Raw genomic sequence first — 21,600 nt, 5'->3', positions numbered from 1 at the left:
ATTGTCCAATGATGAAGAAGAGTCAGATAAATATCGACAAAGCAGATATAAAAGCCTTCCTTGGCCCGGGAAGTCAGTTTGAGGGGAAGCTGAGTTTTGATGAAATGGTTCGTCTAGATGGACGCTTTGTCGGTGAAATTCACTCCGCTGACACTCTGGTGGTGGGTGACACGGCCGAGGTTGAAGGGGATATCCATGTTGGATGCCTGGTCTTAAGTGGAAATTTTAAGGGTAATATCGTTGCCAGACAGAGAGTGGAGCTTAGAGCCCCGGCGAATGTCCAAGGCACTATTCAAACACCCGAGCTTAAAATTGAAGAAAAGGTCATGTTTAATGGGGAGATCCTTATGGCCAGTGATGTCAAGGCTTCTAATGGCGAAACCAGTTAAATTCCGGTGCAGTTGCTATTGTTTGGTTTTCATTATTAAGCGAGAGGTCTAAAATTCCCAAAGTAGCAAAATTTCTTGACATAAGTTGACCTGCATGTTAGCTATCCCCCTGTTTTTGGCTCTGGCCTGATTTTTTTTACTACACTCTATTGTATACAGTATACCGTCTTTAAATCGTTCGACTAATCTAGCAGAGGTGGACAAGTGATCAGTCTCGACTGGACTCTGATACTGCAGTTTTTTAATTTTATAATTCTCCTCATCATCCTTAATAAAATTCTCTATCGTCCGCTGCTCGGTATTATGGCTCAGCGTCGTGAAAAGATTGTGGGCAGCAAATCGCGTGCCCGTGATCTTGAGGCCGGTATTGAAGAAAAAATGAAGCAATATCAGGAGCAATTGAATGCGGCTAAATCCGCGGCGGTTTCTGAACGTGCAGAGTTACGTAAAACAGCTCACATCCAGGAAGCGGAAATAACCGGCGAAGCTCAGAATAAAGCCGTTGCGCGCATTACGAGTATTCGTGAGCAGGTCGAAAACGAAGCGACACAAGCTGGTCAGATTCTCAAGAGTGAAGCCAAAGCGATGGCCGGGCAGATTGCCTCTAAGGTACTCGGTCGGGCACTGGTCTGATAATACAAGAAGGGATATCGATGCGCGCAACAAGAACAGTATTGCTGACACTGGCACTGATGGTTCTGCTAACAGGCCTTGTCTATGCCTCGAGTAGCGAACACGCTGTCGACAGTGGAGTTCTGCTTAAGGATTTTCTCTATCGGGTATTCAATTTCGCAATCGTAGTCGGCATCCTGGTTTATTTCCTGGCTAAACCTTTGAAAAAAGGACTTTCCGGTCGTCGTGAAGAGATCGAAAAGGCGTTGGCAGAAGCGGAACAAATCAAGCTCAATGCCGAAACCAAATTTGCGGAATATGATCAGAAGCTTACCTTGGCTAATGCAGAAATTGCGCAGATCAGCGCAGGCATCAAGCTCGAAGGTGAGCGGGAAAAAGAAAAAATTATTGCCAGTGCTCGTGAGATGGCGATCAAGATTGAGCAGGATGCCGAAAAGTCAGCTGCTCGCGAGGTCGCTAAGGCCCGCACGCAGCTTCAGGCTGAAGCTGTGCATCTGGCCGTTGAACTGGCCGAGGACCTCTTGAAAAAGAACTTTACCGGCGAAGATGATACCCGTCTGATCGACGAGTATATGCAGAAGGTGGGAGAGTTACATTGAGTAACAGTGCGATTGCCATAAGATACGCCAAGGCTCTGCTGTCAATCGGCAAAGAAGTTGGGCAGGTAGAGCCCTACGCCGAGGAACTGTCGTCTGTAGCCGCTGTCATGAGCAAACAGGATCTGCTGCGTCTGTTGCTAGATAGCCCAACCCTTCCGGTTGAGAAGAAGAGCGCCATCATGAATGATGTCGTGGATTTGATGAAACTGAGTGAAGGAATGAAGGACTTTCTCGGTCTGCTGGTCGTAAAGGGACGAATTGCTCAGGTTCCACAAATCTCTGAAAACTATAGAAGATTCGCAGACGAGCTCTCGGGAATCGTTCGCGCAACGCTGACCTCCGCTCATTCACTTTCTGACCAGACGAATGAAGCGATCCGTGCAGGGCTTGAAAAACAGACCGGCAAAAAAGTCGTTCTCAATCTTGCCGTTGATCAAAGCCTTATCGGCGGGGTCAAAGCGGAAATGGGTGGCAAACTTTTTGATGGAAGTGTGAAAACCCAGCTTAAGCAGATCGCAGATACCTTAGCAAAGGGGTAAAAAAATATTATGGAAATTAGAGCAGAAGAGATCAGTGCAATTATCAAGAAGCAGATCGAAGGGTTCGGTCGTGAGATCGAGGTCAGCGAGACTGGAACCATTATTTCCGTAGGTGACGGTATCGCCCGGATTCATGGACTCGACAAGGCAATGGCAGGTGAGCTGCTTGAGTTCCCTGGCGGTACCATGGGGATGGTGCTTAACCTTGAGGCCGATAATGTCGGTGCCGCTATTCTAGGTGATTCGGAGCATATCAAAGAAGGCGACCTGGTCAAGCGGACCGAACAGATTGTGCGCGTTCCGGTTGGCGAAGCTCTGATCGGGCGAGTCGTTAACGGTATCGGAATACCAATCGATGGCAAGGGTGATATCAAAACCGATACCTATAGCCAGGTTGAACTCAAAGCTCCGGGCATCGTAGCACGTAAATCGGTTCATGAGCCATTGCAGACCGGACTCAAAGCGATTGATGCCATGGTCCCGATAGGTCGTGGTCAGCGGGAGCTGATCATCGGTGACCGTCAAACCGGCAAGACGGCGGTTGCGATTGATACGATCATCAATCAGAAGGGTAATGGCGTTACCTGTATCTACGTTGCCATCGGGCAGAAACGTTCGACGGTTGCTCAGGTCGTTGAAAAGCTACGTCAGCACGGTGCAATGGATTACACGATTGTTGTTGCTGCAACGGCCTCTGACCCGGCGCCTCTCCAGTTTATCAGCCCCTATACCGGCGTTACCATGGGTGAGTACTTCCGTGACAACGGCCAGCACGCCCTGATCATTTATGATGACCTCTCCAAACAAGCTGTTGCTTATCGTCAGCTCTCCTTGTTGTTACGTCGTCCGCCAGGTCGCGAGGCTTTCCCGGGGGACGTTTTCTACCTGCACAGTCGCCTGTTAGAGCGGGCCTGTAAGGTTAACGACAAGTTGGGCGCGGGCAGTCTGACCGCCCTGCCGATTATTGAGACGCAGGCTGGTGACGTTTCAGCTTATATTCCAACCAACGTTATTTCGATTACCGACGGACAGATCTTCCTTGAAACCGATCTTTTCTACTCGGGTGTGCGTCCGGCGATCAATGTCGGTCTTTCGGTTTCGCGGGTTGGTGGTTCAGCTCAGGTCAAGGCGATGAAACAGGTCGCTGGTACCCTGCGTCTGGCTCTGGCTCAGTATCGTGAGATGGCAGCTTTTGCCCAGTTCGGATCCGACCTCGATGCAGAAACCCAGAAGCAGTTGGCTCGTGGTGAGCGTCTGGTTGAGATCCTTAAGCAGGGTCAGTATCAGCCTCTGCCCGTTGCAAAGCAGGTTCTGGCAATCTATGCAGTCAATAACGGTTATACCGATCATATCCCTGCTGCAACTGTTCAGCGCTATGAGCAGGAGATGATCTCCTTCATGGACGGTCAGAAATCAGACCTGGTCAAAGACCTGACCGAGAAGAATGCAATTGATGATGATCTTAAGGATCGCATTGTAAAGGCTCTGGAAGAATTTAAAGGCCAGTTCAGCGCTTGATTTAAACTGCAGACAAAAGGTTTGAACGCATGGCTAGTCTTAAAGACATAAAAAAACGGATCAGCTCGGTAAAAAATACCCAGCAGATCACAAAGGCGATGAAAATGGTCTCTGCGGCGAAGTTGCGCAGGGCCCAGGAAGCTGCTGTTTCGGCTCGCCCTTACGCTGAAAAGCTGCAGCAGGTGCTCTTTAACCTGGCTCGCCGTGAAGAGGTTGATGCTCATCCCTTATTGGTTCAACGCGGAAAAGGGCGTGCGCTGATATTGCTGATCACTGCAGATCGTGGTTTATGCGGTGGATTTACAGCCAACGTTTCGAAAGCCGCCGAGCGTTTTATACGTGAGAATGTGCAGGGGTTCGATGCTATTGACCTGATGATAACCGGCCGCAAGGGGAAAGAATTTCTACGTAGCCGTGTCGGGGACAATATTGTCAAGGTCCACGAAAATCTGGGGGCAAATCTTAACTACAAGACCGCGTCGCTGCTGGGCCAGGAGATCGTCCGTTCTTTCGAAGACGAGACTTATGATGCCGTATACCTGATCTATAATGCCTTTGAGAGTGCTATTAGTCAGATTGTTACTCTTGAGCAGTTGTTGCCTATAAAGGCTGAAACTACGCCTGAGATCGAAGGAAATGCAACGGATTACATCTACGAACCGAATCGGCCTGAAGTTTTGTCCCAGATTCTACCAAAGATGGTTGATGTTCAAATTTTCCGCGGTTTGCTCGAATCGAATGCGTCCGAGCATGGCGCACGGATGGCTGCGATGGATAGTGCCAGTCGTAACGCTGCGGAAATGATCGGTAAACTGACCTTGCAGTATAATCGTGCACGTCAGGCCGCGATCACTACCGAGTTGATGGAGATTATCTCCGGTTCAGAATCGGTCAAATAGCTAAGTGTTAAGAAACTAGAATATATAGAGTTTTTTCCGGCAGGATAGAGGAGGAAAAGGAAACATGAACAAGGGAAAGATTACACAGGTCATCGGCCCTGTTGTTGACATCGAATTTGAGCCCGGTAAGTTGCCGGAGATCTATCACGCACTGAAGCTCTCCAATCCAGCGATCTCTTCTGATGAGTGGAATCTGGTGGTCGAGGTTGCCCAGCACCTTGGTGATAATACCGTGCGTGCCATCGCTATGGATTCGACTGATGGTCTGGTTCGCGGTCAGGAGGTTCTTGATACCGGTGCACAGATTTTGATGCCGGTTGGTAAAAACACGCTTGGGCGAATCATGAACGTTATTGGCGAAACGATCGATGAAGCTGGTCCGATCGAAACCGAACATAAATGGGCAATTCATCGTCCTGCTCCAGACTTCGTCAGCCAATCGACCAAGGTTGAGTCCTTCGAGACCGGAATAAAGGTTGTCGATCTGCTCGCTCCTTATTCGCGTGGTGGTAAAATCGGTCTGTTCGGGGGCGCCGGGGTCGGGAAAACCGTTCTGATCATGGAGTTGATCAACAATATCGCACAGCAGCATGGTGGCTTCTCTGTTTTCGCCGGGGTTGGCGAGCGGACCCGTGAGGGGAATGACCTCTGGGAAGAGATGAAAGAGTCCGGCGTTCTTAGTAAGACTGCACTGGTCTATGGTCAGATGAACGAGCCTCCAGGAGCCCGTGCGCGGGTTGCGCTTTCGGCACTGACCGTCGCTGAGTATTTCCGCGATGAAGAAGGTCAGGACGTACTGTTGTTCGTTGATAATATCTTTCGCTTTACTCAGGCTGGCTCAGAGGTTTCGGCTCTGCTCGGGCGGATCCCTTCGGCCGTTGGTTATCAGCCGACCCTCTCGACCGAGATGGGCGAGCTGCAGGAACGGATCACCACCACCGATAAAGGCTCCATCACTTCGGTACAGGCAATCTACGTTCCGGCCGATGACTTGACCGATCCGGCTCCGGCGACTGCATTTGCTCACTTGGATGCAACGACCGTTCTTTCGCGTCAGATTGCCGAGCTCGGAATTTACCCTGCGGTTGACCCCCTCGATTCGACCAGTCGGATCCTTGATCCTCAGATTATCGGCGAAGAGCACTACAAGATAGCCCGTGACGTTCAGTATATCCTGCAACGCTACAAGGATCTGCAGGATATCATTGCCATCCTCGGTATGGACGAACTCTCTGAGGAAGATAAATTGACTGTCGCGCGTGCCCGAAAGATTCAAAAGTTCCTTTCGCAACCGTTCCACGTTGCTGAAGTCTTTACCGGTGCACCGGGCAAATATGTCGAGCTCAAGGACACCATCAAGGGTTTCAAAGAGATCATCGAAGGTAAGCATGACGCACTGCCAGAGCAGGCCTTTTACCTTGTTGGAACCATTGAGGAAGCAATCGAAAAAGCCAAGAAACTGGCGGCCTGATTGATTACAGGATTAACTGAAAAAGGACTGTCCTGATGGCTGAAAAGCTTACACTTGAAATGGTGACACCCTACAAGAAGATTCTCTCTCAGGAAGTTGATGAGATTACGGCCCCAGGCTCCCTTGGGGAGTTGGGACTTCTTCCGGGACACACCCCTTTATTGACGACCCTCAAGATAGGCGAACTGGCCTACAGGCAGGGGAGCAATACGTTTAAAGTCGCCGTCAACTGGGGTTATCTCGAGGTGGGCGATGACAAGGTTACGATTTTGGTTGATACGGCTGAAAAAGCCGATGAGATTGATCTCGAGCGAGCCAAGGCAGCTCTTGGTCGTGCTGAGCAAGCGCTAAAGTCGCTCTCTCAGGAAGACGTCAACTATGCGGTGATGGAAGCTGCACTGCAACGGGCTCTGGTACGGATTCAGGTCGCCGGGCGGCGCTGAAAATATTGATGATAAGTAGTCTGGTTGAAAAAGGCGCCTCCTTTCGGGGCGCCCTTTTTTATGACATTTTCAGCAGTTTTTCTATCCCCCTCAGTGAAGCCACCGCATCCTTAAGACTGTGTGCTTCAAGCGTCACTGTGGGGCTGGTATTGGACGCTTTTAGTTGCGCAATGAAAGCAGGGAAATCAATCTTCCCCTTGCCAACAGGGCGGTGGTCATCGCCACGCCCACGATTATCATGCAGGTGCAGATGGGAGAGATAGGGTCCAAGTTGCGCGAACCATTCTGCCAAGGGTGTTTGTGAAAATAGAAACCAGTGACCTATGTCAAAACAGTGTCGCAAGTTGGGTGAATTGATGGTGCTCAATAGTTCCGACAGTGGTGCCGGCTGAGAGTCGAAGATGTTTTCCAGGCACAGCAGGATATCAAGATGGTTAGCTCGCTGGACAAGGTCGGGCCAGAACGCGAGAGAATTGCTCAACCAGGATTCAGGGGCACGGGCATAACGCCAGGGGTCATAACCAGGGTGGTAGACGATGCGTGATGCCTCAACCGCTGCGGCAAAATCGAGGGTTTGCAAAAACCTGCGGGCGGTTATCTGTTTGATATCACGGTCGCTGGAGGCTGGATTCAAGTCAAGAAAGGGCGCGTGAATCGTGCATCGCAGGTTTACTCTTTTCAGCTGTAAACGGATACTTTCGATATCCGCAGAAGTCAGATGATCGAGATCGTCAGTTAGCAGGGCAAGTTCAGGTTGCCATCTTTGAGCAAGGAAATCAGGTAACCTCTCCTGAAGTTTGGCAACCGGAAGATGAATATAGAGATCAGAAAACAGAAGACCCTCCAGATGCAATGCGTTCGAGTTCCTTGATCGCGGGACGTTCACCTAAGGTAATCAGGGTGTCTCCTGCGGCAATCAGGGTGTCCGATCCAGGGTTAAATAAAATTTTTGCGCCATCTTTGCGGATGCCGACGATGATGATGCCATGTTTTTTACGGATATTAGAAGAGAGCAGGGTGGTACCGGCGAGTGCTGAAGCGGGCAGGACCCTGATCTCTTCGAGTTGTAATTCCAACTCCTGGTCCCCGGTGGCAATCTCAATAAAATCGACCACCGATGGACGGAGCATAGCGTGTGCCATGCGTGTGGCTCCGATGGTGTACGGCGAAACGACTTTATTGGCACCGGCACGTTTCAGCTTTATTTCGGAACCTTCCTCACTGGCGCGAGCAAGAATGAACATGTCGGGGTTCAACCCTCGGGCCGTCAGGGTAATATAGACGTTGGCAGAATCAGAGGTGACGGCGGTTATCAACCCTTTGGCCTGGTTAATTCCGGCGCGCAACAAAACTTCGTCGCGGGTGGCATCGCCGTGAACATAGAGTTGACCATTTTCATCGAGTTTCATGCAGAGTTCGGCGTCCTGCTCAACGACGATAAAGGGGACGGGTTTCGCGCCAAATTCGCGACAGATAAGCTGGCCGATGCGGCCATAACCGCAGACAATATAATGGCCCTTCAGGGCTTCAATTTTTTTTTCCAATTTCTTCCTCCCCAGAATCGTGCGTAACTGCCCTTCAACCATAAATTGAAACAGAGTCCCAAGGGTATATGCCAGACTGCTGGCGCCGAAGATGATCAGTATAATGGTAAATATTTTTCCATGGTCTGAGAGCTCATGGATCTCCTTGAAACCGACAGTAGCTACTGTAATAACCGTCATATAAAGCGATTCAAAGGGGGGCCAGCCTTCAACCAGGGTATAACCGATCGTACCGCCAAGGATAACGATGAACAGGGTCAAAAGAGAAAAACAAAATTTACGCATTGGATCCATAAAAAATCCCTCAAATTAAACAAAGAATATAGCGGCAGTCCCGACAAAAAACAACGCAAATGCCGAGTTGAAGGGCAGGCGAAAAGAAAAGGATTGACTTGCTCTGTATACTGTATACAATTCTAAGCAAACGTTTTAAGCGGGGAGAATTGCTTTGAAAAGTAAATTTATCGAAAGGCATCAGACCTTACGTGAGAAGATTCTTGAGACAATTCGAGAAGCCATTCTTAAAGGGACACTAAGGCCGGGGGAGAAGGTAGCTGAGCCTGAATTGGCTGAACGATTCGGAATCAGTCGCACCCCAATTCGTGAAGCTTTTCGTCAACTTGAATCCGAAGGCTACCTAACTGTTATTCCGCGTAAAGGGGCAGTAGTGACCGCTCTTTCCGAGCAGGATGTCCAGGAGTTTTATGCGATTAAGAGTATCCTCGAAGGTTATGCTGCTGAGTTGGCAGCAACTAGATTGACGATCAAGGATATCGAGAAGCTGCAAACAATTAATGAAAAACTTAGAAATCTGGCCGTTGATGGCGATGTTAAGGCTTTTTTCCGGATTCACAACGAATTTCACGATCTGTTTGTGCGCGCCGCCGGCAATCATAAACTGGCCGAACTGATTACCCAACTGGGGATGAAATTTAACCGTTTGCGCATGGCGTCCCTCTCAATTTCGGGACGCATGAGTATCTCGGTGGTCGAGCATGACAGATTAATTGAGGCGTTTAAAAATCAGGATGGTGATCTGGCTGAAGATCTGGTAAAACAGACCGCTGCGATTGGTGGCCAGGTTTTATTGGAGGGTATGACCGATGCTGGCCAGGGGCGAGCGTCAAGTCTTGATCAACGTAACGACGGTTAAAACTTAGGAGGAGTCGTAATGAAATCACTTATTGCTAGTCTGTTAATGCTTTTGGCTGTAAGCGTTCCATGCTGGGCCGGGAGTTTTTCGTTTGATTTCAACGATAATAGTACCCAGTTCGGGTATGTTCAAAAAATACAAGCACAGGCCTACGGGGACACTGTTGCAAAGGTTCGCTATCTCTATAATGATCACACAGATACTAACCTTGCGGGTGTTGCCGGCGGTGTCATCGGAACTCCAGGGAACATTGATGGATTGAAGTTGGGCATTGATGTGGCGTTGAATGGTGGCCAGGCAACCAGTGACCAAAAATTTATGGCTTTTGGAATTGGATTGTCAACTCAGTATGCCCCTCCGGTTATACCAGGGTTTGACCTCGAGGCTCACCTGGTCTATTCACCTGAAATTTTTACTTTTCTGGATTGCAAGGATTATTTCGAGTGGGGATTCGGAGCGGGGTATCATGTCTTGCCGAATGCGAAAGTCACTCTGGCATTTCAAAATATCCAGACCCAGTTCAAAAACACTGGAAATTATGATCTCGATGAAACAGTTCGCTTCGGGGTGAGTTTCTCGTTCTGAACTTCTGCCCCTCAACTTACAATAAAAAAGCCTCGGCCTTCTTGCCGGGGCTTTTTTATTGCTGTTTCAGATATTCAAACCCTTTGCGAATGCTGGTCTCTGTAAGATCAAGATCTTCAAGCCAGTCAGTGTTGTCGCAACAGTTTCCCTCTAGCAGCATCTTTAGTTGACCGGAGGTCAGCGGAAAGATGGCAAGGTGCTGGAGTAATTCAACCAGAGGTTCCATTAGCGCGAGTGGGTGATGAAGTTTTCTGACCTTGGGTTTCCCGAGAGCACGGCCAACTTCGTCAAGCAGTTGATCATAACTAAGGCAATCTGCACCACCACAGTGGTAGATTTTGCCGATCGTTTTTGGTCGGCTAAGGGCGTTTGCAAATCCGGCGGCAATGGTTTCAACCGGGACCGGTTGTAGACGATATGAGCCATCACCGATTACTGGAACCAGCGGGAGTTTGCGGATTAAACCCGAAATCATGGTGATAAATTGATCTTCTTCTCCATAAATGAGTGAAGGGCGAAAAATGGTCCAATCGAGGTCGCTGTTGCGCACTGTTTCTTCGGCTTGCCATTTGGTGCGGTGGTAGGCCGTATGAGCATGATCACGGGTCCCGTTAGCGCTCATGTGCAGGTAGCGTTTGATCCCGGCCTTCTGGCACGCTGCGACAATCGATATGGTGGTATCTCGGTGTACGCTGTTGAAGGTGATCCCTTTTGCTGGAAATTCACGGATAATTCCAACCAGTTGGATAACGGCCCCACAGCCGGGGATAAGTTCTGCAAGCTGAGCACTATTCAAGAGATCACCAGGAACAGGTTTAATCAGAGGCGATTCAAGAAGTCGATGTTCCGATCCGACTCTGACCAGGCATTTAACACTGTGCCCTCTTCCAATTAATACTCGACAGAGCGCCCGCCCGACAAAGCCACTCCCTCCGGTCAAAAAGATGTCCATATTTATGCTCCCCCAAATAATGTTGCATCTCAACCATCCTAGTCTATCATTTTGGTACGGATTAATCGCATACGCCACCATATACCATTTATAGTATAGCGTATGCATCATATGCGATGATTGTCTTGACTCTTTTTTGACCCGGGTAGTATACAAAACGTTGTTTTAAGTTATTCTATAGAGCCCTTTGCGCTATACAATCTAAAAAATAAAAAATTCCTATCAGAAAATAGTCTGATTTTTAGACCTTCAAAAACACAAATAACGCATGGCGAAAGGAGAAAATAAATGACGAGTCAGCAGCAAAATGCCCAGATTCCGGAAGAGATTCTGCGGCGCTGGGAAACACGTGGCGTTAGCCGTCGGGATTTTATGAAATTCTGCTCGGTGATGACCGCAACACTCGCTTTGCCGATGACGATGATGGGGAGGATTGCCGAGGCAATTGAGGCCGACAATCGGCCATCCGTGATCTGGATGGAGTTTCTGGGATGCACTGGAGATACAGAAGCCTTCCTGCGCGCTAATGAACCGACAGCAACCGCAATTATTCTTGATTATCTGTCGATCGATTATCATGAAACCCTCATGGCCGCCGCCGGGCACCAGGCCGAGGCCGCCAGACGTCAGACGATGGAGAAGTACAAGGGGAAATATATCGCTATCGTTGAGGGTTCGATCCCGACCGTCGAGGGGGGTATTCATTGCACGATTGGCGGAAACTCTGCCTTGAATATCACGCGTGAAGTCTGCGGCAATGCTGCGGCCACGATTGCGGTAGGTACTTGCGCCTGCTTCGGGGGAATCCCTGCTGCAGCGCCCAATCCAACCGGCGCAATCTCGGTTTCAAAGGCCGTTCCGGGCGCAACTGTGTTGAATTTGCCGGGGTGCCCGCTCAATGCTACTAATCTGACGGCGACCATCGTTCATTTTCTGACTTTCGGCAAACTTCCGGCAACCGACAATCTGGGCCGGCCAAAGTTTGCCTATGGCAAACGGATTCACGACAATTGCGAACGTCGCGCCCATTTTGATGCTGGCCAATATGCCGAAGGTTTCGGCGATGCCGGTCATAGGCAGGGCTGGTGTCTCTACAAGCTGGGCTGCAAGGGACCGGAAACCTTCCATAACTGCCCGACCGTTCGTTATAACGAAGGGACCAGCTGGCCAGTCCAGTCAGGGCATGGCTGCATCGGCTGCAGTGAGCCACAGTTCTGGGATACGATGACGCCATTCTATAAGCGGTTGCCGAATGTCCCAGGTTTTGGAATCGAGGCGACGGCGGATAAGATCGGCCTGGGTATTGCGGCGGCGACGGCGGTGGCCTTCGGGGCCCATGGAGTTGTGAGCGCACTGCGCAAGGATGATTCTGGTCCGCATGAGAAGGAGGATTAAACGATGGCCAAGAAGATTGTAGTTGACCCCATTACCCGCATTGAGGGCCATTTGCGGATTGAGGCGAAAGTCGAAGGGGGGCGCATTCTGGATGCCTGGAGTTCCTCGACGGCCTTTCGCGGCATTGAAACCATTCTGAAAGGGCGTGATCCCCGCGATGCACACCACTTCACCCAGCGCTTCTGTGGAGTCTGTACCACGGTCCATTCGATGGCGAGCATTCGGGCCGTTGAAGATGCGCTAAAGATTCAGATTCCTGACAATGCCCGCCTGATCCGCAACATCATTATGGCGATTCAGAATATGCAGGATCACGTTATTCACTTCTATCACCTGCATGCCTTAGATTGGGTCGATATCGTCAGCGCCCTCTCTGCAGACCCGCAAAAAACTGCTCAGTTGGCGCAATCGGTGTCTGATTGGCCGTTGTCTAGCGCCAAGTATTTCAAGGGGATTCAGGAGCGCGTCAAGGCCTTTGTCGGGACCGGTCGTCTCGGACCTTTTTCGAACGCCTACTGGGGGCATAGCGCCTATAAATTGCCGCCGGAAGCCAATTTGATGGCGGTTGCGCACTATCTGGAAGCCCTTGAATGGCAAAAGGATGTTATCAAGATCCATGCGATTCTTGGCTCTAAAAATCCACATCCCCAGACATTTCTAGTTGGCGGGATGGCGATTCCTATGGATCCGAATAGTCAGAATGCCTTGAACGACGACAGGTTGGCACTGATCGGTAAGTTGCTTAAAAGGGCGCGAAAATTTGTCGAGAATGTCTATATCCCGGATCTGCTGGCGGTGGCTTCTTTTTACAAGGATTGGGCCGCGATTGGTGGTGGGGTTGGTAATTATCTCTCCTACGGCGATTATCCGATGGACAACAGTGGTGGGACAGACAGCCTCTACTTTCAGCGTGGCGTAATTATGGGTAAGGATATTGCCAATGTGCTGGAGATGGACGAGAAGAAGATTACAGAATACGTTACAAATTCATGGTACAGCTACAGCGGTGGCGATGCCAAGGGCAAGCACCCCTACGATGGTGAAACTACGCCCAACTATACCGGGCCTAAACCGCCTTATGAATTCCTGGATACCGACGGTAAATATTCCTGGGTCAAGTCACCGCGATACATGGATCAACCAATGGAAGTTGGGCCTCTGGCTCGCGTGCTGGTGGCATATGCCAGCGGGAATGAAGATGCGAAGGCGATCGTTGGGCATGTTCTCAAGACGCTTGGTGTTGGGCCCGAAGCCCTCTTTTCGACCCTTGGACGGACCGCGGCTCGCGGCATCGACTGTCTGATGCTGGCCCAAAAGACAGAGCTCTGGTTGAAGCAGCTGATCGACAATATGGGGCGCGGCATTCTCGAAGTTCATAATGCCGAAAAATGGGATCCATCTACCTGGCCGAAAGAGGCCCAGGGCTTCGGTTACCATGAAGCACCGCGGGGCGCACTGGGGCACTGGATCCGCATCGAAGATGGCGCAATTGCCAATTACCAGGCGGTGGTGCCTTCGACCTGGAATGCCGGGCCACGTGATGCCGCCGGCCAGATGGGTCCATATGAATCTGCGCTGGTCGGAACACCCATCGCCAACGAGGAGCAACCGCTTGAGATTTTGCGGACTATTCATTCGTTTGATCCTTGTCTCGCCTGTGCGGTTCACTTGTTTGATGGCCGCGGGAATGAAATTATCAAGGTCAGGGCCCTTTAGCGCGAGGAGGATCGACTCATGCTGCAAAGACGCTACGTCTGGGAATGGCCGGTACGCCTGACCCACTGGTTTATTGTCCTCTCGATCATTGCCCTGTCCGTGACCGGGATTTATATTGGCAATCCGAATTTGTCTGTTCCAAAAACCAGCTCATTTGTCATGGGCTGGATGCGTGCGGTCCATTTCGGTTTTGCCTATCTCTTTGCCGTTTCGTTCGTCGTGCGGCTGCTCTGGATGTTTTTTGGGAACAAGTATGCGAGGTGGACGGCTTTTATACCTTGGGCCTCGAAAGAGGGTTGGCGGAATATTATTGGCACTTTCTCCTGGTACACCTTCTTGCGCAGAAAAGTTCCCTACGTCGTTGGGCATAATGCATTGGCGGGCATAGCTTATTCCTTTGTCTTTGTGCTCTTTACGCTGCAGATTGTCAGCGGCTTTGCGCTCTACGGGCAGTACGATCCTAATGGTCTCTGGGCGAGCGTGACGGCACCATTCTTGAGTCTCTTTAGTAATCAGGGGCTGAGGCTGACCCACCATATGATCATGTGGCTACTCATCGGTTTTGCTATCCACCATGTCTACAGCGGCTGGCTGATGGATGTGAAAGAGAAGAATGGCACACTCGGTTCGATCTTCGGCGGCTACAAGTTTATTGATCCGAAGGATCTTTGATGTCGATTCTGGTGATGGGCCTTGGTAATCTGCTGATGAGTGATGATGGGCTCGGGAGCCGCGTGATTACCGAACTTGAGAGACGTTTCGTGCCGTGTGAAGAGGTGAGTTTGCTGGATGGTGGTACTCTGGGGCTTGATCTGCTTCCGCGTCTTGAGGGGATCGAAAAACTGTTGATTATCGATGCCCTGGAGATGGGGGCGGAGCCAGGCGTTGTATTTCGTCTTGAAGGGGAAGAGGTTCCACGGGCCTTTGCCAATAAATTATCCGTTCATCAGATGGGACTGCAGGATCTGCTGGCGGTCGCTGAACTTCAGGGGAACCTGCCGGGTGTTTTGGTGGTGATCGGGGCACAGTCGGCTCTGGTCGAAATGCGTATGGAACTGTCACCCAAGGTCGCGGCGGCTTTTGAAGAGGTGATCGCTGGGGTTTTGACTGAACTAAAGGATTGGGGCCAGCCGTTGCGTGCTGCTTGAATCACCAAGGAAACCCTCGTATGGAATGGGGCCATCGTAAGGTGGCCCCATTTTTCTGACAACTTGGCAATTTTTTGGCCCGGAGGAGGGGCACGAAGTTTTCTGGTGAGTTAGTCCTGTCTACCCCCTAAGCAGGCGCTGTGACTTCGCAAGTGATCCAAAATTCTGAGGGCAGGCATCGAATTTTCGTTTCCACTATAAGTTCGTGCAGGCAAAAAGGGATTTCAATGCTGACGATCAAAGAGGCCTTTTTCCTGATTCTGTTGCTATTGCTGTCCGCTTGTGGTGAGACCCACAAAGGCGAGCTGCCGATCCCGCCGCCAAAACTTTTGGGGAACCAGCGGCAGATCGAACAGGGGCAACTGCTGTTTAAGGCTCATTGTGCCGAATGCCATGGTAGTCTGGCTGAAGGTCGGACCCACCGCACCGCAGGGTTCAGCCTGGCTGCACCAGATTTCCATGAACTTCGCTATCGAACGGCCATTCCTGGATATCTTTACCTGCGTATCGAGCATGGGAACAGAAGAGAACCTTTTCGCAGTGCAGGCTCTGTCATGCCTCCCTGGGGGCAGCACTTAAGTGCGGAGCAAATTTGGGAGCTTGTAGCGTTTATACGCTATCGGGCGGGGAATATTCCGATCTATTGAACCAGGTAGAAATCTTCCAGTAGATCATTTTATATTGTCTGCAGGATTCTGGTTTAAATCCCCTGGAAAATAATTCCTTCAATCCATTGTTTCAAATTAAAGTTTACGCTATAGTCCAGCCGTTTATATGATCGATTTTCTATCGTTTAGGTCAATAACTTTTCTTTTCCGTTTTCCTTCAGGGAGTGTTCAGATGAGCCAACTGAAAGCATCAGATCTGGGGCTGAAGAGTGTCGGTCGCCTCTACCACAATCTAGGCTATGACGAACTGTTCAAGCATGAACAAGAGCGTCAGGAGGGGGCTATTTCTATTAATGGCACCATGATGGTCGACACGGGTAAATTTACCGGACGCTCCCCTAAAGACAAGTATTTTGTCCAGCAGTCCCCTTCGCAGGAGAATGTTGCCTGGGGCAAAATTAACCAGCCTGTCAGAGCCGAAGTCTTTGATGAACTCTATGCCGATACTGTTGAATATCTGTCGGGTAAAGATCTCTATGTCACCGATGGTTACAGTGGCGCTAACCAGGATACACGCAAATCGGTGAGATTTATTACCGAGATCGCCTGGCAGTCACATTTTGTCAAGAACATGTTCATCCGACCTGACGCAGCAGATCTCCCTGGTTTTTCCCCTAATTTCAGAGTTTACAACGCAGCTGGGATGCCGAACGCAAAATGGCAGAAGCACGGACTCAACTCCGAAGTCTTCGTCATCTTCAATATTGAAAAGAATATTGCCATCATCGGAGGCACCTGGTATGGCGGGGAGATGAAAAAGGGCATCTTCACCATGATGAACTACTGGCTCCCGTTGGAAGGGATCCTCTCTATGCATTGCTCGGCCAATGTTGGCAAAGGCGGTGATGTGGCGCTGTTCTTCGGCCTCTCCGGCACGGGGAAGACCACTCTATCAACCGATGCCAAGCGTAAATTAATCGGGGATGACGAGCATGGGTGGGATGCTTCAGGGGTCTTTAACTTCGAAGGTGGTTGCTACGCCAAGTGCATTAATCTCTCACCCGAAAGTGAGCCGGAAATCTTTGGCGCCATCAGGCGTGATGCCCTGTTGGAAAATGTCGTTTACGACGATGACGGAATCATTGACTACAACAGCGGCGCCAAGACCGAAAATACCCGAGTCTCCTACCCGATCGAGCATATCGACAACCATGAGCCGACCCTTAAGGCTGGACATCCGCAGAACATTATTTTTCTAACCTGTGACGCTTTCGGCGTACTGCCACCAGTTTCCAAGTTGACCAAAGAGCAGGCGATGTATTATTTCCTTTCAGGCTATACCGCCAAGGTTGCCGGAACCGAGCGCGGCGTGACCGAGCCGAGTGCGACTTTTTCGGCCTGTTTCGGGGAAGCTTTCTTGCCGCTTCACCCAACAGTCTATGGCAAGCTTCTCGGCCAGAAGATGGAAGAACATGGTGTCAACGCCTATCTGGTCAATACCGGATGGGTCGGCGGCGGTTACGGTGTTGGGCAGAGGATGAGTATCAAGGGGACGCGGGCTTGTATTAATGCTATCCTTGACGGGTCAATCAATGACGCGAAATTTGAGAAGACGCCGTTCTTCATGTTGAGCATTCCTAAAGAGCTCCCCGGTGTCGACACCAAGCTACTGAACCCACGTAACGCCTGGGCTGACAAAGAACTCTTTGATGCCACCGCCAAAAAGCTGGCGGGGATGTTTGTCGACAACTTTAAAAAGTACGTGATTAAGGGTGATGTTGACTTTACCCAATACGGGCCGAAGCTCTGAGTTCGCTTCTGAAAATATGAGCTTGAAAAGAAGGCGGCTGATAGTGATCAGGCGCCTTCTTTTATGGCGGAATGTCTGACCTTGACAGAAGTTAAAACAAAAATAATAATGACGGCCTAAGCTTCTGAAATATTAGAAAGATGCGGTTCAGGGTGGAGTACACCAGATGCTCACGGGCGAATTTACGCTGATCGATAAAATTAGTCAGCGCGCGAGCGGTAGAGCCGAGGTGCGGTTGGGGATCGGCGATGATTGTTCCGCGCTTCTGATCTCTCCAGAGCATGAACTGCTGACCAGTACTGATTTGCTGCTGGAGGGTGTTCACTTTCGTCTCGACTGGACCGACCTGAGGAGTCTCGGACTTAAGGCTGTTGCGGTTAATGTCAGTGATATAGCTGCTATGGGCGGAACGCCTCTTGCGCTCTACCTCGGGGTTGGGCTACCGCTCGATTTTAGAGACGCTCAGGTTGAAGCGTTGTTAGATGGAATATTTGCAGGCTTACAAACCTATGATCTGTCGTTGGCCGGAGGCGACACCAGTCGTTCAACTGGGCCCTTGATAATTTCGGTTACGGTTCAAGGGAGCGCTCTGCGGAATCGGGCCATTACTCGCGGTGGTGCCGCTTCGGGTGATGATCTCTGGGTCTCCGGAACTCTCGGTGATAGCGCCTTGGCCTTGCGCCGGCTGCAGGGCGGCTGTCCGGTCTCCACTTTTTTGGCGGATCGGCACTTTCGGCCGGTGGCCAGGGTCCAACTTGGAGAACGACTTTTAGCCCAAAAGACCGCAACGGCGATGCTGGATCTATCCGATGGGCTCTGTGGGGACCTTGGGCATATGCTGAGAGCTTCAAAGGTTGGGGCGCGGGTTGAACTAGAGAAAATTCCTCTTTCCGGGGAGTTTCGTTCGGCGGTTAAGGCAGATCCTGCGTTGTTTGATCTTGCCCTTTGTGGGGGCGAAGATTATGAGCTGCTCTTCAGCGCCAACATCACCGCTCGTACAGAGATCGCAGAGATTTCACACGAAGTGCGGCTCCCCTTGCAGCGGATTGGTCAGATTACCAGCGGTTCAGAACGACAAATTTATTTGAAAAATGGCCAGGTTTACCAACCTCAACTGACCGCATTTGATCATTTTAGTGCTATCAAGGACTGACCCAGTGTGAATAATAATTCTTCAGACAGCAGCGAAAAACCATCAAGGTATGTCGGAGAGAAACATTTTGTCGGGAGTCATCTCTCCGATACTGATTTTGCCGAAATTCGCGATATTCTGTTTGCAGGACGGGGTTTTGATCTTGATGGATACAAGGATCGCTGCATCAAGCGCCGGATCGCCTTGCGTATCAGAACCTTGGGGTATGGAAATGCCTCGGACTACATAAGGCTCCTGACGCTACAGGAGAAGGAACAGGGTGAACTGCTCGAAGCGATAACGATCCATGTCTCGCAGTTTTTTCGTAACCCCACAACCTTTACCGTTCTGGAAAAGACCATCCTGCCGCTGCTGCTCAAGAAGAGACGTGGACAAGTTGGTGGTTTAAGGGTCTGGAGTGTAGGTTGCGCGGGAGGAGAAGAGCCTTACTCGATTGCCTTGTTGTGTGATGAACTATGTGGTCCCGAGGATCAGGTTTCTATTATCGGGAGCGATGTCAGCGCAGATATTCTGAAAAGAGCAAAAGCGGGCCTGTATGAAGCGCATCGGCTGGTTGAAGTTCCTGCTTCGGTTCTGCATCAGTATTTCACCCAGGAAGGTCTGAATTACCGTCTACAAAGTCGAATTTGCGCCAAAGTTCGTTTTATAAGACATGATATTTTACAGGATCGGCATTTCCCTCGAGCCGATCTGATTCTCTGTCGAAACATGCTGATCTACTTTTCACGACAGGAACAAGAACGGATTTTGCGCTCTCTGGCTGCAACCCTGGCACCCGAAGGCTTATTGGTACTGGGACGCGCCGAAACGCTGGTCAATGATTGTCGTGAACTTTTTACCTGCGTAGATCCTGCTGAACGAATCTATCGCAAACGGAATGAAGCGACCTTGGTGTCGAACATTTAGTCCTTGTCAGCCATTAAGTGACATTTATCTGAGCAGGAGTCTGTTCCATGCGCATCGAAATCAGTCACAAATTTGTCCTCGGATTCGTGGTGGTGGTCGGGTCGATCGTTTTCCTCAACTATCTGGTTCCCACCATCGGTTTCATCCCGCCAAGTTTTCAACAATTTGTCACCACCCTCGGGGCTCTGCTGGTCGGTCTGATCTTCGGCTGGATTTTTTCCAAGGCCTTTACTTCGAATATCGGGGTCTTGACTACCGGTGCAGAACGTCTTAGTCAGGGAGACCTGAGTCGTAAACTTAAATTGAGCAAAAGTCTGTTCTCTGATGAAACGGAAGACCTCGCTGAATCCTTGAATCAGGTTGTCGACAGTTTGCGCAAGCTGGTGGGGAAGATTCGAAGCTCTTCAGTTCGGGTCAACGAGTCTTCTCGGGGGTTAAGTGCCTCGGCAGAAGAGATGACCGCGTCCTCGCACGAGGTTGCTGGCGCAATTGAGCAGATCAGTCGTGGCGCTGAGACTCAGGCTGAAATGGTGGAGAGGGTTTCAAGGGTTATCCGGGAGATGGCCGACTCGATTGAGAAGATTACAGCGTCAAGTCAGATCCTCTCTCTCTCGGCGGAGGAGACTACGCGCACCGCGAAAGAGGGCGGAAGGCTGACCGATACGACTCTTGAAAAAATGAAACATGTTCTCGGTGTGGTTGAAAATAACGGTCGTCAGATGGTGTCGTTCAGCGAGCACGTGCAGAAGATCGGATCGATTATCGGGGTTATCACAAATATCGCGCAGAAGACCAACCTTCTAGCGTTAAACGCAACCATTGAAGCAGCCCGCGCCGGCGAGTATGGGCATGGTTTTGCAGTTGTCGCTGAGGAGATCAGCAAATTGGCTGATAGTACCAGTGAGTCGGCGGCCGAGATCACTCGCTTGATCGACACGACCCGAGAGGAGAGTCAGCGGGTCCATCAATCGATGCTCGAAAGTGTGCGTTCCATCGATTCTGGTCGCGAAGCGATCGATACCACGAGTGGTGTGTTTTTGGCGATTATTGAAAAAGCGGAAGATGCTCAAGGGAAAGCCAATAATATTACAATTCTGGCCGAAAGGCAGAATCGTGGTTCGGGCGACATTGTTACCGCGATCGAAGAGATTGCCCGGGTAGCCGAGGATAATGCCGCGGGGACCGAAGAGGTTTCTGCCGCAACCGAAGAGCAGTCGGCCTCGATGGAAGAGCTGACTTATGCCTCTCAGAAACTGGCGCAACTGGCCGATGAGCTCCTGACGTCGGTCAGCAGTTTTAATCTTGGCAGTGACGAGGAGAGTGGCAGCTGATGACGCTGCTTCTCCCTTTTCTGCTCGGTGACGAGCGCTATGGCCTTAAACTGACCGATATTCAGGAGGTCGTCGAAGGGGCCACGCCCCATTATCTCCCCGGCGCACCACCGGAAATTATAGCAGCGGTCAATGTTCACGGACGTATTCTCCCTGTTCTTGATCTGCCCCTCTGCCTCGGGTTTTCACCGGTCGGTTGGAGCGCAAGGATGATTGTGCTGTCGGGGCGCGATTTTCAGATGGTTCTGGCTGTAGGTCAAATGGAGGCCCTGATCAGTGTCGATTTTGAACAAGCGGTCCTGACCCAGGAAGACGGCCCGGACGATTGTATTGGTGCGGTGCTGAACTGGCAGGGGCAGATGATCAGTCTGCTTGATTTGCAACGGCTGCAAAAGCTGGTTGAGGCGAAATGTAGTTCTCCCGGAGGTGAACATGCCATCACGAGTTTTGATCGTGGATGACGCCCAGTTTATGCGCAATTTATTGCGCGATATTTTCTCTTCAGCGGGCTGGGAAATCGCCGGTGAAGCGGCAGATGGACATGAAGCCTGGCAAAAGTATCAGGAGGTTAGTCCTGATCTGGTAACGATGGATATTGTCATGCCTGAACGCAACGGCATTGAGGCCTTGCAGGATATTATCGCAATCGATTCGCGGGCTCTGGTGGTCATGTGCAGTGCCCTTGGGCAGGAGAGCATGGTGATGGAGGCACTGCAAAATGGCGCCAGAGATTTTATTGTTAAACCGTTTAAGCGCGAGCAGGTTTTGGAAGTTGTGCGGCGGGTAATGGGTTGAATAGGCCTGTCTG

At 50.6% G+C, this 21,600-nt stretch carries 24 protein-coding genes; 21 read left to right on the top strand and 3 right to left on the bottom strand.

What is annotated here, in order from left to right; genetic code table 11:
* The first annotated feature begins 8 nt into the window (after positions 1-8).
* The 8 genes from D888_RS0119355 (at position 9) to D888_RS0119320 (ending at position 6,491) form a co-directional block, all read left to right on the top strand.
* On the top strand, positions 9-389 hold the full coding sequence (locus D888_RS0119355; RefSeq protein WP_020678228.1) for a bactofilin family protein: 381 nt from the start codon (positions 9-11) through the stop codon (positions 387-389).
* 204 nt (positions 390-593) lie between these two features.
* Complete coding sequence (locus D888_RS0119350; protein WP_020678227.1) at positions 594-1,022, top strand: F0F1 ATP synthase subunit B; 429 nt, start codon at positions 594-596, stop codon at positions 1,020-1,022.
* A 20-nt stretch (positions 1,023-1,042) separates the two neighbouring features.
* Positions 1,043-1,621 carry a F0F1 ATP synthase subunit B gene (locus D888_RS0119345; RefSeq protein ID WP_026362504.1) on the top strand — a complete coding sequence of 193 codons (579 nt, stop codon included), beginning with the start codon at positions 1,043-1,045 and terminating at the stop codon, positions 1,619-1,621.
* Positions 1,618-2,160: an ATP synthase F1 subunit delta gene (gene atpH / locus D888_RS0119340; protein WP_020678225.1), complete on the top strand. Its 543-nt coding sequence runs from the start codon at positions 1,618-1,620 to the stop codon at positions 2,158-2,160. The genes D888_RS0119345 and atpH overlap by 4 nt, the downstream gene beginning before the upstream one ends.
* Before the next feature lie 9 nt (positions 2,161-2,169).
* Positions 2,170-3,678: a F0F1 ATP synthase subunit alpha gene (gene atpA / locus D888_RS0119335; protein ID WP_020678224.1), complete on the top strand. Its 1,509-nt coding sequence runs from the start codon at positions 2,170-2,172 to the stop codon at positions 3,676-3,678.
* A gap of 29 nt (positions 3,679-3,707) precedes the next feature.
* Positions 3,708-4,577, top strand: coding sequence for an ATP synthase F1 subunit gamma (atpG, locus tag D888_RS0119330; protein WP_020678223.1), 870 nt, complete (start codon positions 3,708-3,710; stop codon positions 4,575-4,577).
* A gap of 64 nt (positions 4,578-4,641) precedes the next feature.
* Positions 4,642-6,048 (top strand): F0F1 ATP synthase subunit beta, encoded by a 1,407-nt coding sequence (gene atpD / locus D888_RS0119325; protein WP_020678222.1) that lies wholly within the window; start codon positions 4,642-4,644, stop codon positions 6,046-6,048.
* A gap of 35 nt (positions 6,049-6,083) precedes the next feature.
* Positions 6,084-6,491 carry a F0F1 ATP synthase subunit epsilon gene (locus tag D888_RS0119320; RefSeq protein WP_020678221.1) on the top strand — a complete coding sequence of 136 codons (408 nt, stop codon included), beginning with the start codon at positions 6,084-6,086 and terminating at the stop codon, positions 6,489-6,491.
* 58 nt (positions 6,492-6,549) lie between these two features.
* Here the strand turns inward: D888_RS0119320 and D888_RS0119315 are convergent, their stop codons facing one another.
* Positions 6,550-7,344, bottom strand: coding sequence for a sugar phosphate isomerase/epimerase family protein (locus D888_RS0119315; protein ID WP_020678220.1), 795 nt, complete (start codon positions 7,342-7,344; stop codon positions 6,550-6,552).
* Positions 7,316-8,329 (bottom strand): potassium channel family protein, encoded by a 1,014-nt coding sequence (locus tag D888_RS0119310; RefSeq protein WP_020678219.1) that lies wholly within the window; start codon positions 8,327-8,329, stop codon positions 7,316-7,318. The genes D888_RS0119315 and D888_RS0119310 overlap by 29 nt, the downstream gene beginning before the upstream one ends.
* Before the next feature lie 154 nt (positions 8,330-8,483).
* Between D888_RS0119310 and D888_RS0119305 the strand changes: the two genes are divergently transcribed.
* Positions 8,484-9,188 carry a GntR family transcriptional regulator gene (locus tag D888_RS0119305; protein WP_020678218.1) on the top strand — a complete coding sequence of 235 codons (705 nt, stop codon included), beginning with the start codon at positions 8,484-8,486 and terminating at the stop codon, positions 9,186-9,188.
* Between the two features lie 18 nt (positions 9,189-9,206).
* Entirely contained in the window at positions 9,207-9,773 is a 567-nt protein-coding gene (locus tag D888_RS0119300; RefSeq protein WP_020678217.1) for a YfaZ family outer membrane protein, read from the top strand.
* A 55-nt stretch (positions 9,774-9,828) separates the two neighbouring features.
* Here the strand turns inward: D888_RS0119300 and D888_RS0119295 are convergent, their stop codons facing one another.
* A complete protein-coding gene (locus D888_RS0119295; protein WP_020678216.1) occupies positions 9,829-10,725 on the bottom strand; it encodes a complex I NDUFA9 subunit family protein in 897 nt (298 codons plus the stop codon).
* A 288-nt stretch (positions 10,726-11,013) separates the two neighbouring features.
* Between D888_RS0119295 and D888_RS0119290 the strand changes: the two genes are divergently transcribed.
* The 11 genes from D888_RS0119290 (at position 11,014) to D888_RS0119240 (ending at position 21,587) form a co-directional block, all read left to right on the top strand.
* Positions 11,014-12,120: a hydrogenase small subunit gene (locus tag D888_RS0119290; RefSeq protein WP_020678215.1), complete on the top strand. Its 1,107-nt coding sequence runs from the start codon at positions 11,014-11,016 to the stop codon at positions 12,118-12,120.
* A 3-nt stretch (positions 12,121-12,123) separates the two neighbouring features.
* On the top strand, positions 12,124-13,836 hold the full coding sequence (locus D888_RS0119285; RefSeq protein WP_020678214.1) for a nickel-dependent hydrogenase large subunit: 1,713 nt from the start codon (positions 12,124-12,126) through the stop codon (positions 13,834-13,836).
* Positions 13,837-13,854: 18 nt separating this feature from the next.
* Positions 13,855-14,508 (top strand): Ni/Fe-hydrogenase, b-type cytochrome subunit, encoded by a 654-nt coding sequence (cybH, locus tag D888_RS0119280; RefSeq protein WP_020678213.1) that lies wholly within the window; start codon positions 13,855-13,857, stop codon positions 14,506-14,508.
* Positions 14,508-14,984: a HyaD/HybD family hydrogenase maturation endopeptidase gene (locus D888_RS0119275; RefSeq protein ID WP_020678212.1), complete on the top strand. Its 477-nt coding sequence runs from the start codon at positions 14,508-14,510 to the stop codon at positions 14,982-14,984. Before cybH ends, D888_RS0119275 begins: the two co-directional genes overlap by 1 nt.
* 227 nt (positions 14,985-15,211) lie before the next feature.
* Positions 15,212-15,631: a c-type cytochrome gene (locus tag D888_RS0119270; RefSeq protein WP_020678211.1), complete on the top strand. Its 420-nt coding sequence runs from the start codon at positions 15,212-15,214 to the stop codon at positions 15,629-15,631.
* A gap of 193 nt (positions 15,632-15,824) precedes the next feature.
* Positions 15,825-17,402 carry a phosphoenolpyruvate carboxykinase (ATP) gene (gene pckA, locus D888_RS0119265; protein ID WP_020678210.1) on the top strand — a complete coding sequence of 526 codons (1,578 nt, stop codon included), beginning with the start codon at positions 15,825-15,827 and terminating at the stop codon, positions 17,400-17,402.
* Positions 17,403-17,568: 166 nt separating this feature from the next.
* Positions 17,569-18,555, top strand: coding sequence for a thiamine-phosphate kinase (thiL, locus tag D888_RS0119260; protein ID WP_020678209.1), 987 nt, complete (start codon positions 17,569-17,571; stop codon positions 18,553-18,555).
* A gap of 6 nt (positions 18,556-18,561) precedes the next feature.
* Entirely contained in the window at positions 18,562-19,461 is a 900-nt protein-coding gene (locus tag D888_RS22565) for a CheR family methyltransferase (protein ID WP_020678208.1), read from the top strand.
* Positions 19,462-19,508: 47 nt separating this feature from the next.
* Positions 19,509-20,792 carry a methyl-accepting chemotaxis protein gene (locus tag D888_RS0119250; RefSeq protein WP_020678207.1) on the top strand — a complete coding sequence of 428 codons (1,284 nt, stop codon included), beginning with the start codon at positions 19,509-19,511 and terminating at the stop codon, positions 20,790-20,792.
* Complete coding sequence (locus D888_RS0119245) at positions 20,792-21,253, top strand: chemotaxis protein CheW (protein ID WP_020678206.1); 462 nt, start codon at positions 20,792-20,794, stop codon at positions 21,251-21,253. The genes D888_RS0119250 and D888_RS0119245 overlap by 1 nt, the downstream gene beginning before the upstream one ends.
* Positions 21,225-21,587 (top strand): response regulator, encoded by a 363-nt coding sequence (locus D888_RS0119240; RefSeq protein ID WP_026362501.1) that lies wholly within the window; start codon positions 21,225-21,227, stop codon positions 21,585-21,587. The genes D888_RS0119245 and D888_RS0119240 overlap by 29 nt, the downstream gene beginning before the upstream one ends.
* Positions 21,588-21,600: the final 13 nt, after the last annotated feature.

This window comes from Geopsychrobacter electrodiphilus DSM 16401 (genome assembly GCF_000384395.1).
Classification (GTDB): domain Bacteria; phylum Desulfobacterota; class Desulfuromonadia; order Desulfuromonadales; family Geopsychrobacteraceae; genus Geopsychrobacter; species Geopsychrobacter electrodiphilus.
This window is presented reverse-complemented; position numbering and strand designations above follow the sequence as displayed.

Coding starts and splice junctions, on each gene's coding strand:
- D888_RS0119355 (WP_020678228.1), top strand. CDS start 9: ATGATGAAGAAGAGTCAGATAAATATCGACAAAGCAGATATAAAAGCC.
- D888_RS0119345 (WP_026362504.1), top strand. CDS start 1,043: ATGCGCGCAACAAGAACAGTATTGCTGACACTGGCACTGATGGTTCTG.
- atpA (WP_020678224.1), top strand. CDS start 2,170: ATGGAAATTAGAGCAGAAGAGATCAGTGCAATTATCAAGAAGCAGATC.
- atpG (WP_020678223.1), top strand. CDS start 3,708: ATGGCTAGTCTTAAAGACATAAAAAAACGGATCAGCTCGGTAAAAAAT.
- atpD (WP_020678222.1), top strand. CDS start 4,642: ATGAACAAGGGAAAGATTACACAGGTCATCGGCCCTGTTGTTGACATC.
- D888_RS0119320 (WP_020678221.1), top strand. CDS start 6,084: ATGGCTGAAAAGCTTACACTTGAAATGGTGACACCCTACAAGAAGATT.
- D888_RS0119310 (WP_020678219.1), bottom strand. CDS start 8,329: ATGGATCCAATGCGTAAATTTTGTTTTTCTCTTTTGACCCTGTTCATC.
- D888_RS0119300 (WP_020678217.1), top strand. CDS start 9,207: ATGAAATCACTTATTGCTAGTCTGTTAATGCTTTTGGCTGTAAGCGTT.
- D888_RS0119295 (WP_020678216.1), bottom strand. CDS start 10,725: ATGGACATCTTTTTGACCGGAGGGAGTGGCTTTGTCGGGCGGGCGCTC.
- D888_RS0119290 (WP_020678215.1), top strand. CDS start 11,014: ATGACGAGTCAGCAGCAAAATGCCCAGATTCCGGAAGAGATTCTGCGG.
- D888_RS0119285 (WP_020678214.1), top strand. CDS start 12,124: ATGGCCAAGAAGATTGTAGTTGACCCCATTACCCGCATTGAGGGCCAT.
- cybH (WP_020678213.1), top strand. CDS start 13,855: ATGCTGCAAAGACGCTACGTCTGGGAATGGCCGGTACGCCTGACCCAC.
- D888_RS0119275 (WP_020678212.1), top strand. CDS start 14,508: ATGTCGATTCTGGTGATGGGCCTTGGTAATCTGCTGATGAGTGATGAT.
- D888_RS0119270 (WP_020678211.1), top strand. CDS start 15,212: ATGCTGACGATCAAAGAGGCCTTTTTCCTGATTCTGTTGCTATTGCTG.
- pckA (WP_020678210.1), top strand. CDS start 15,825: ATGAGCCAACTGAAAGCATCAGATCTGGGGCTGAAGAGTGTCGGTCGC.
- thiL (WP_020678209.1), top strand. CDS start 17,569: ATGCTCACGGGCGAATTTACGCTGATCGATAAAATTAGTCAGCGCGCG.
- D888_RS0119250 (WP_020678207.1), top strand. CDS start 19,509: ATGCGCATCGAAATCAGTCACAAATTTGTCCTCGGATTCGTGGTGGTG.
- D888_RS0119245 (WP_020678206.1), top strand. CDS start 20,792: ATGACGCTGCTTCTCCCTTTTCTGCTCGGTGACGAGCGCTATGGCCTT.
- D888_RS0119240 (WP_026362501.1), top strand. CDS start 21,225: ATGCCATCACGAGTTTTGATCGTGGATGACGCCCAGTTTATGCGCAAT.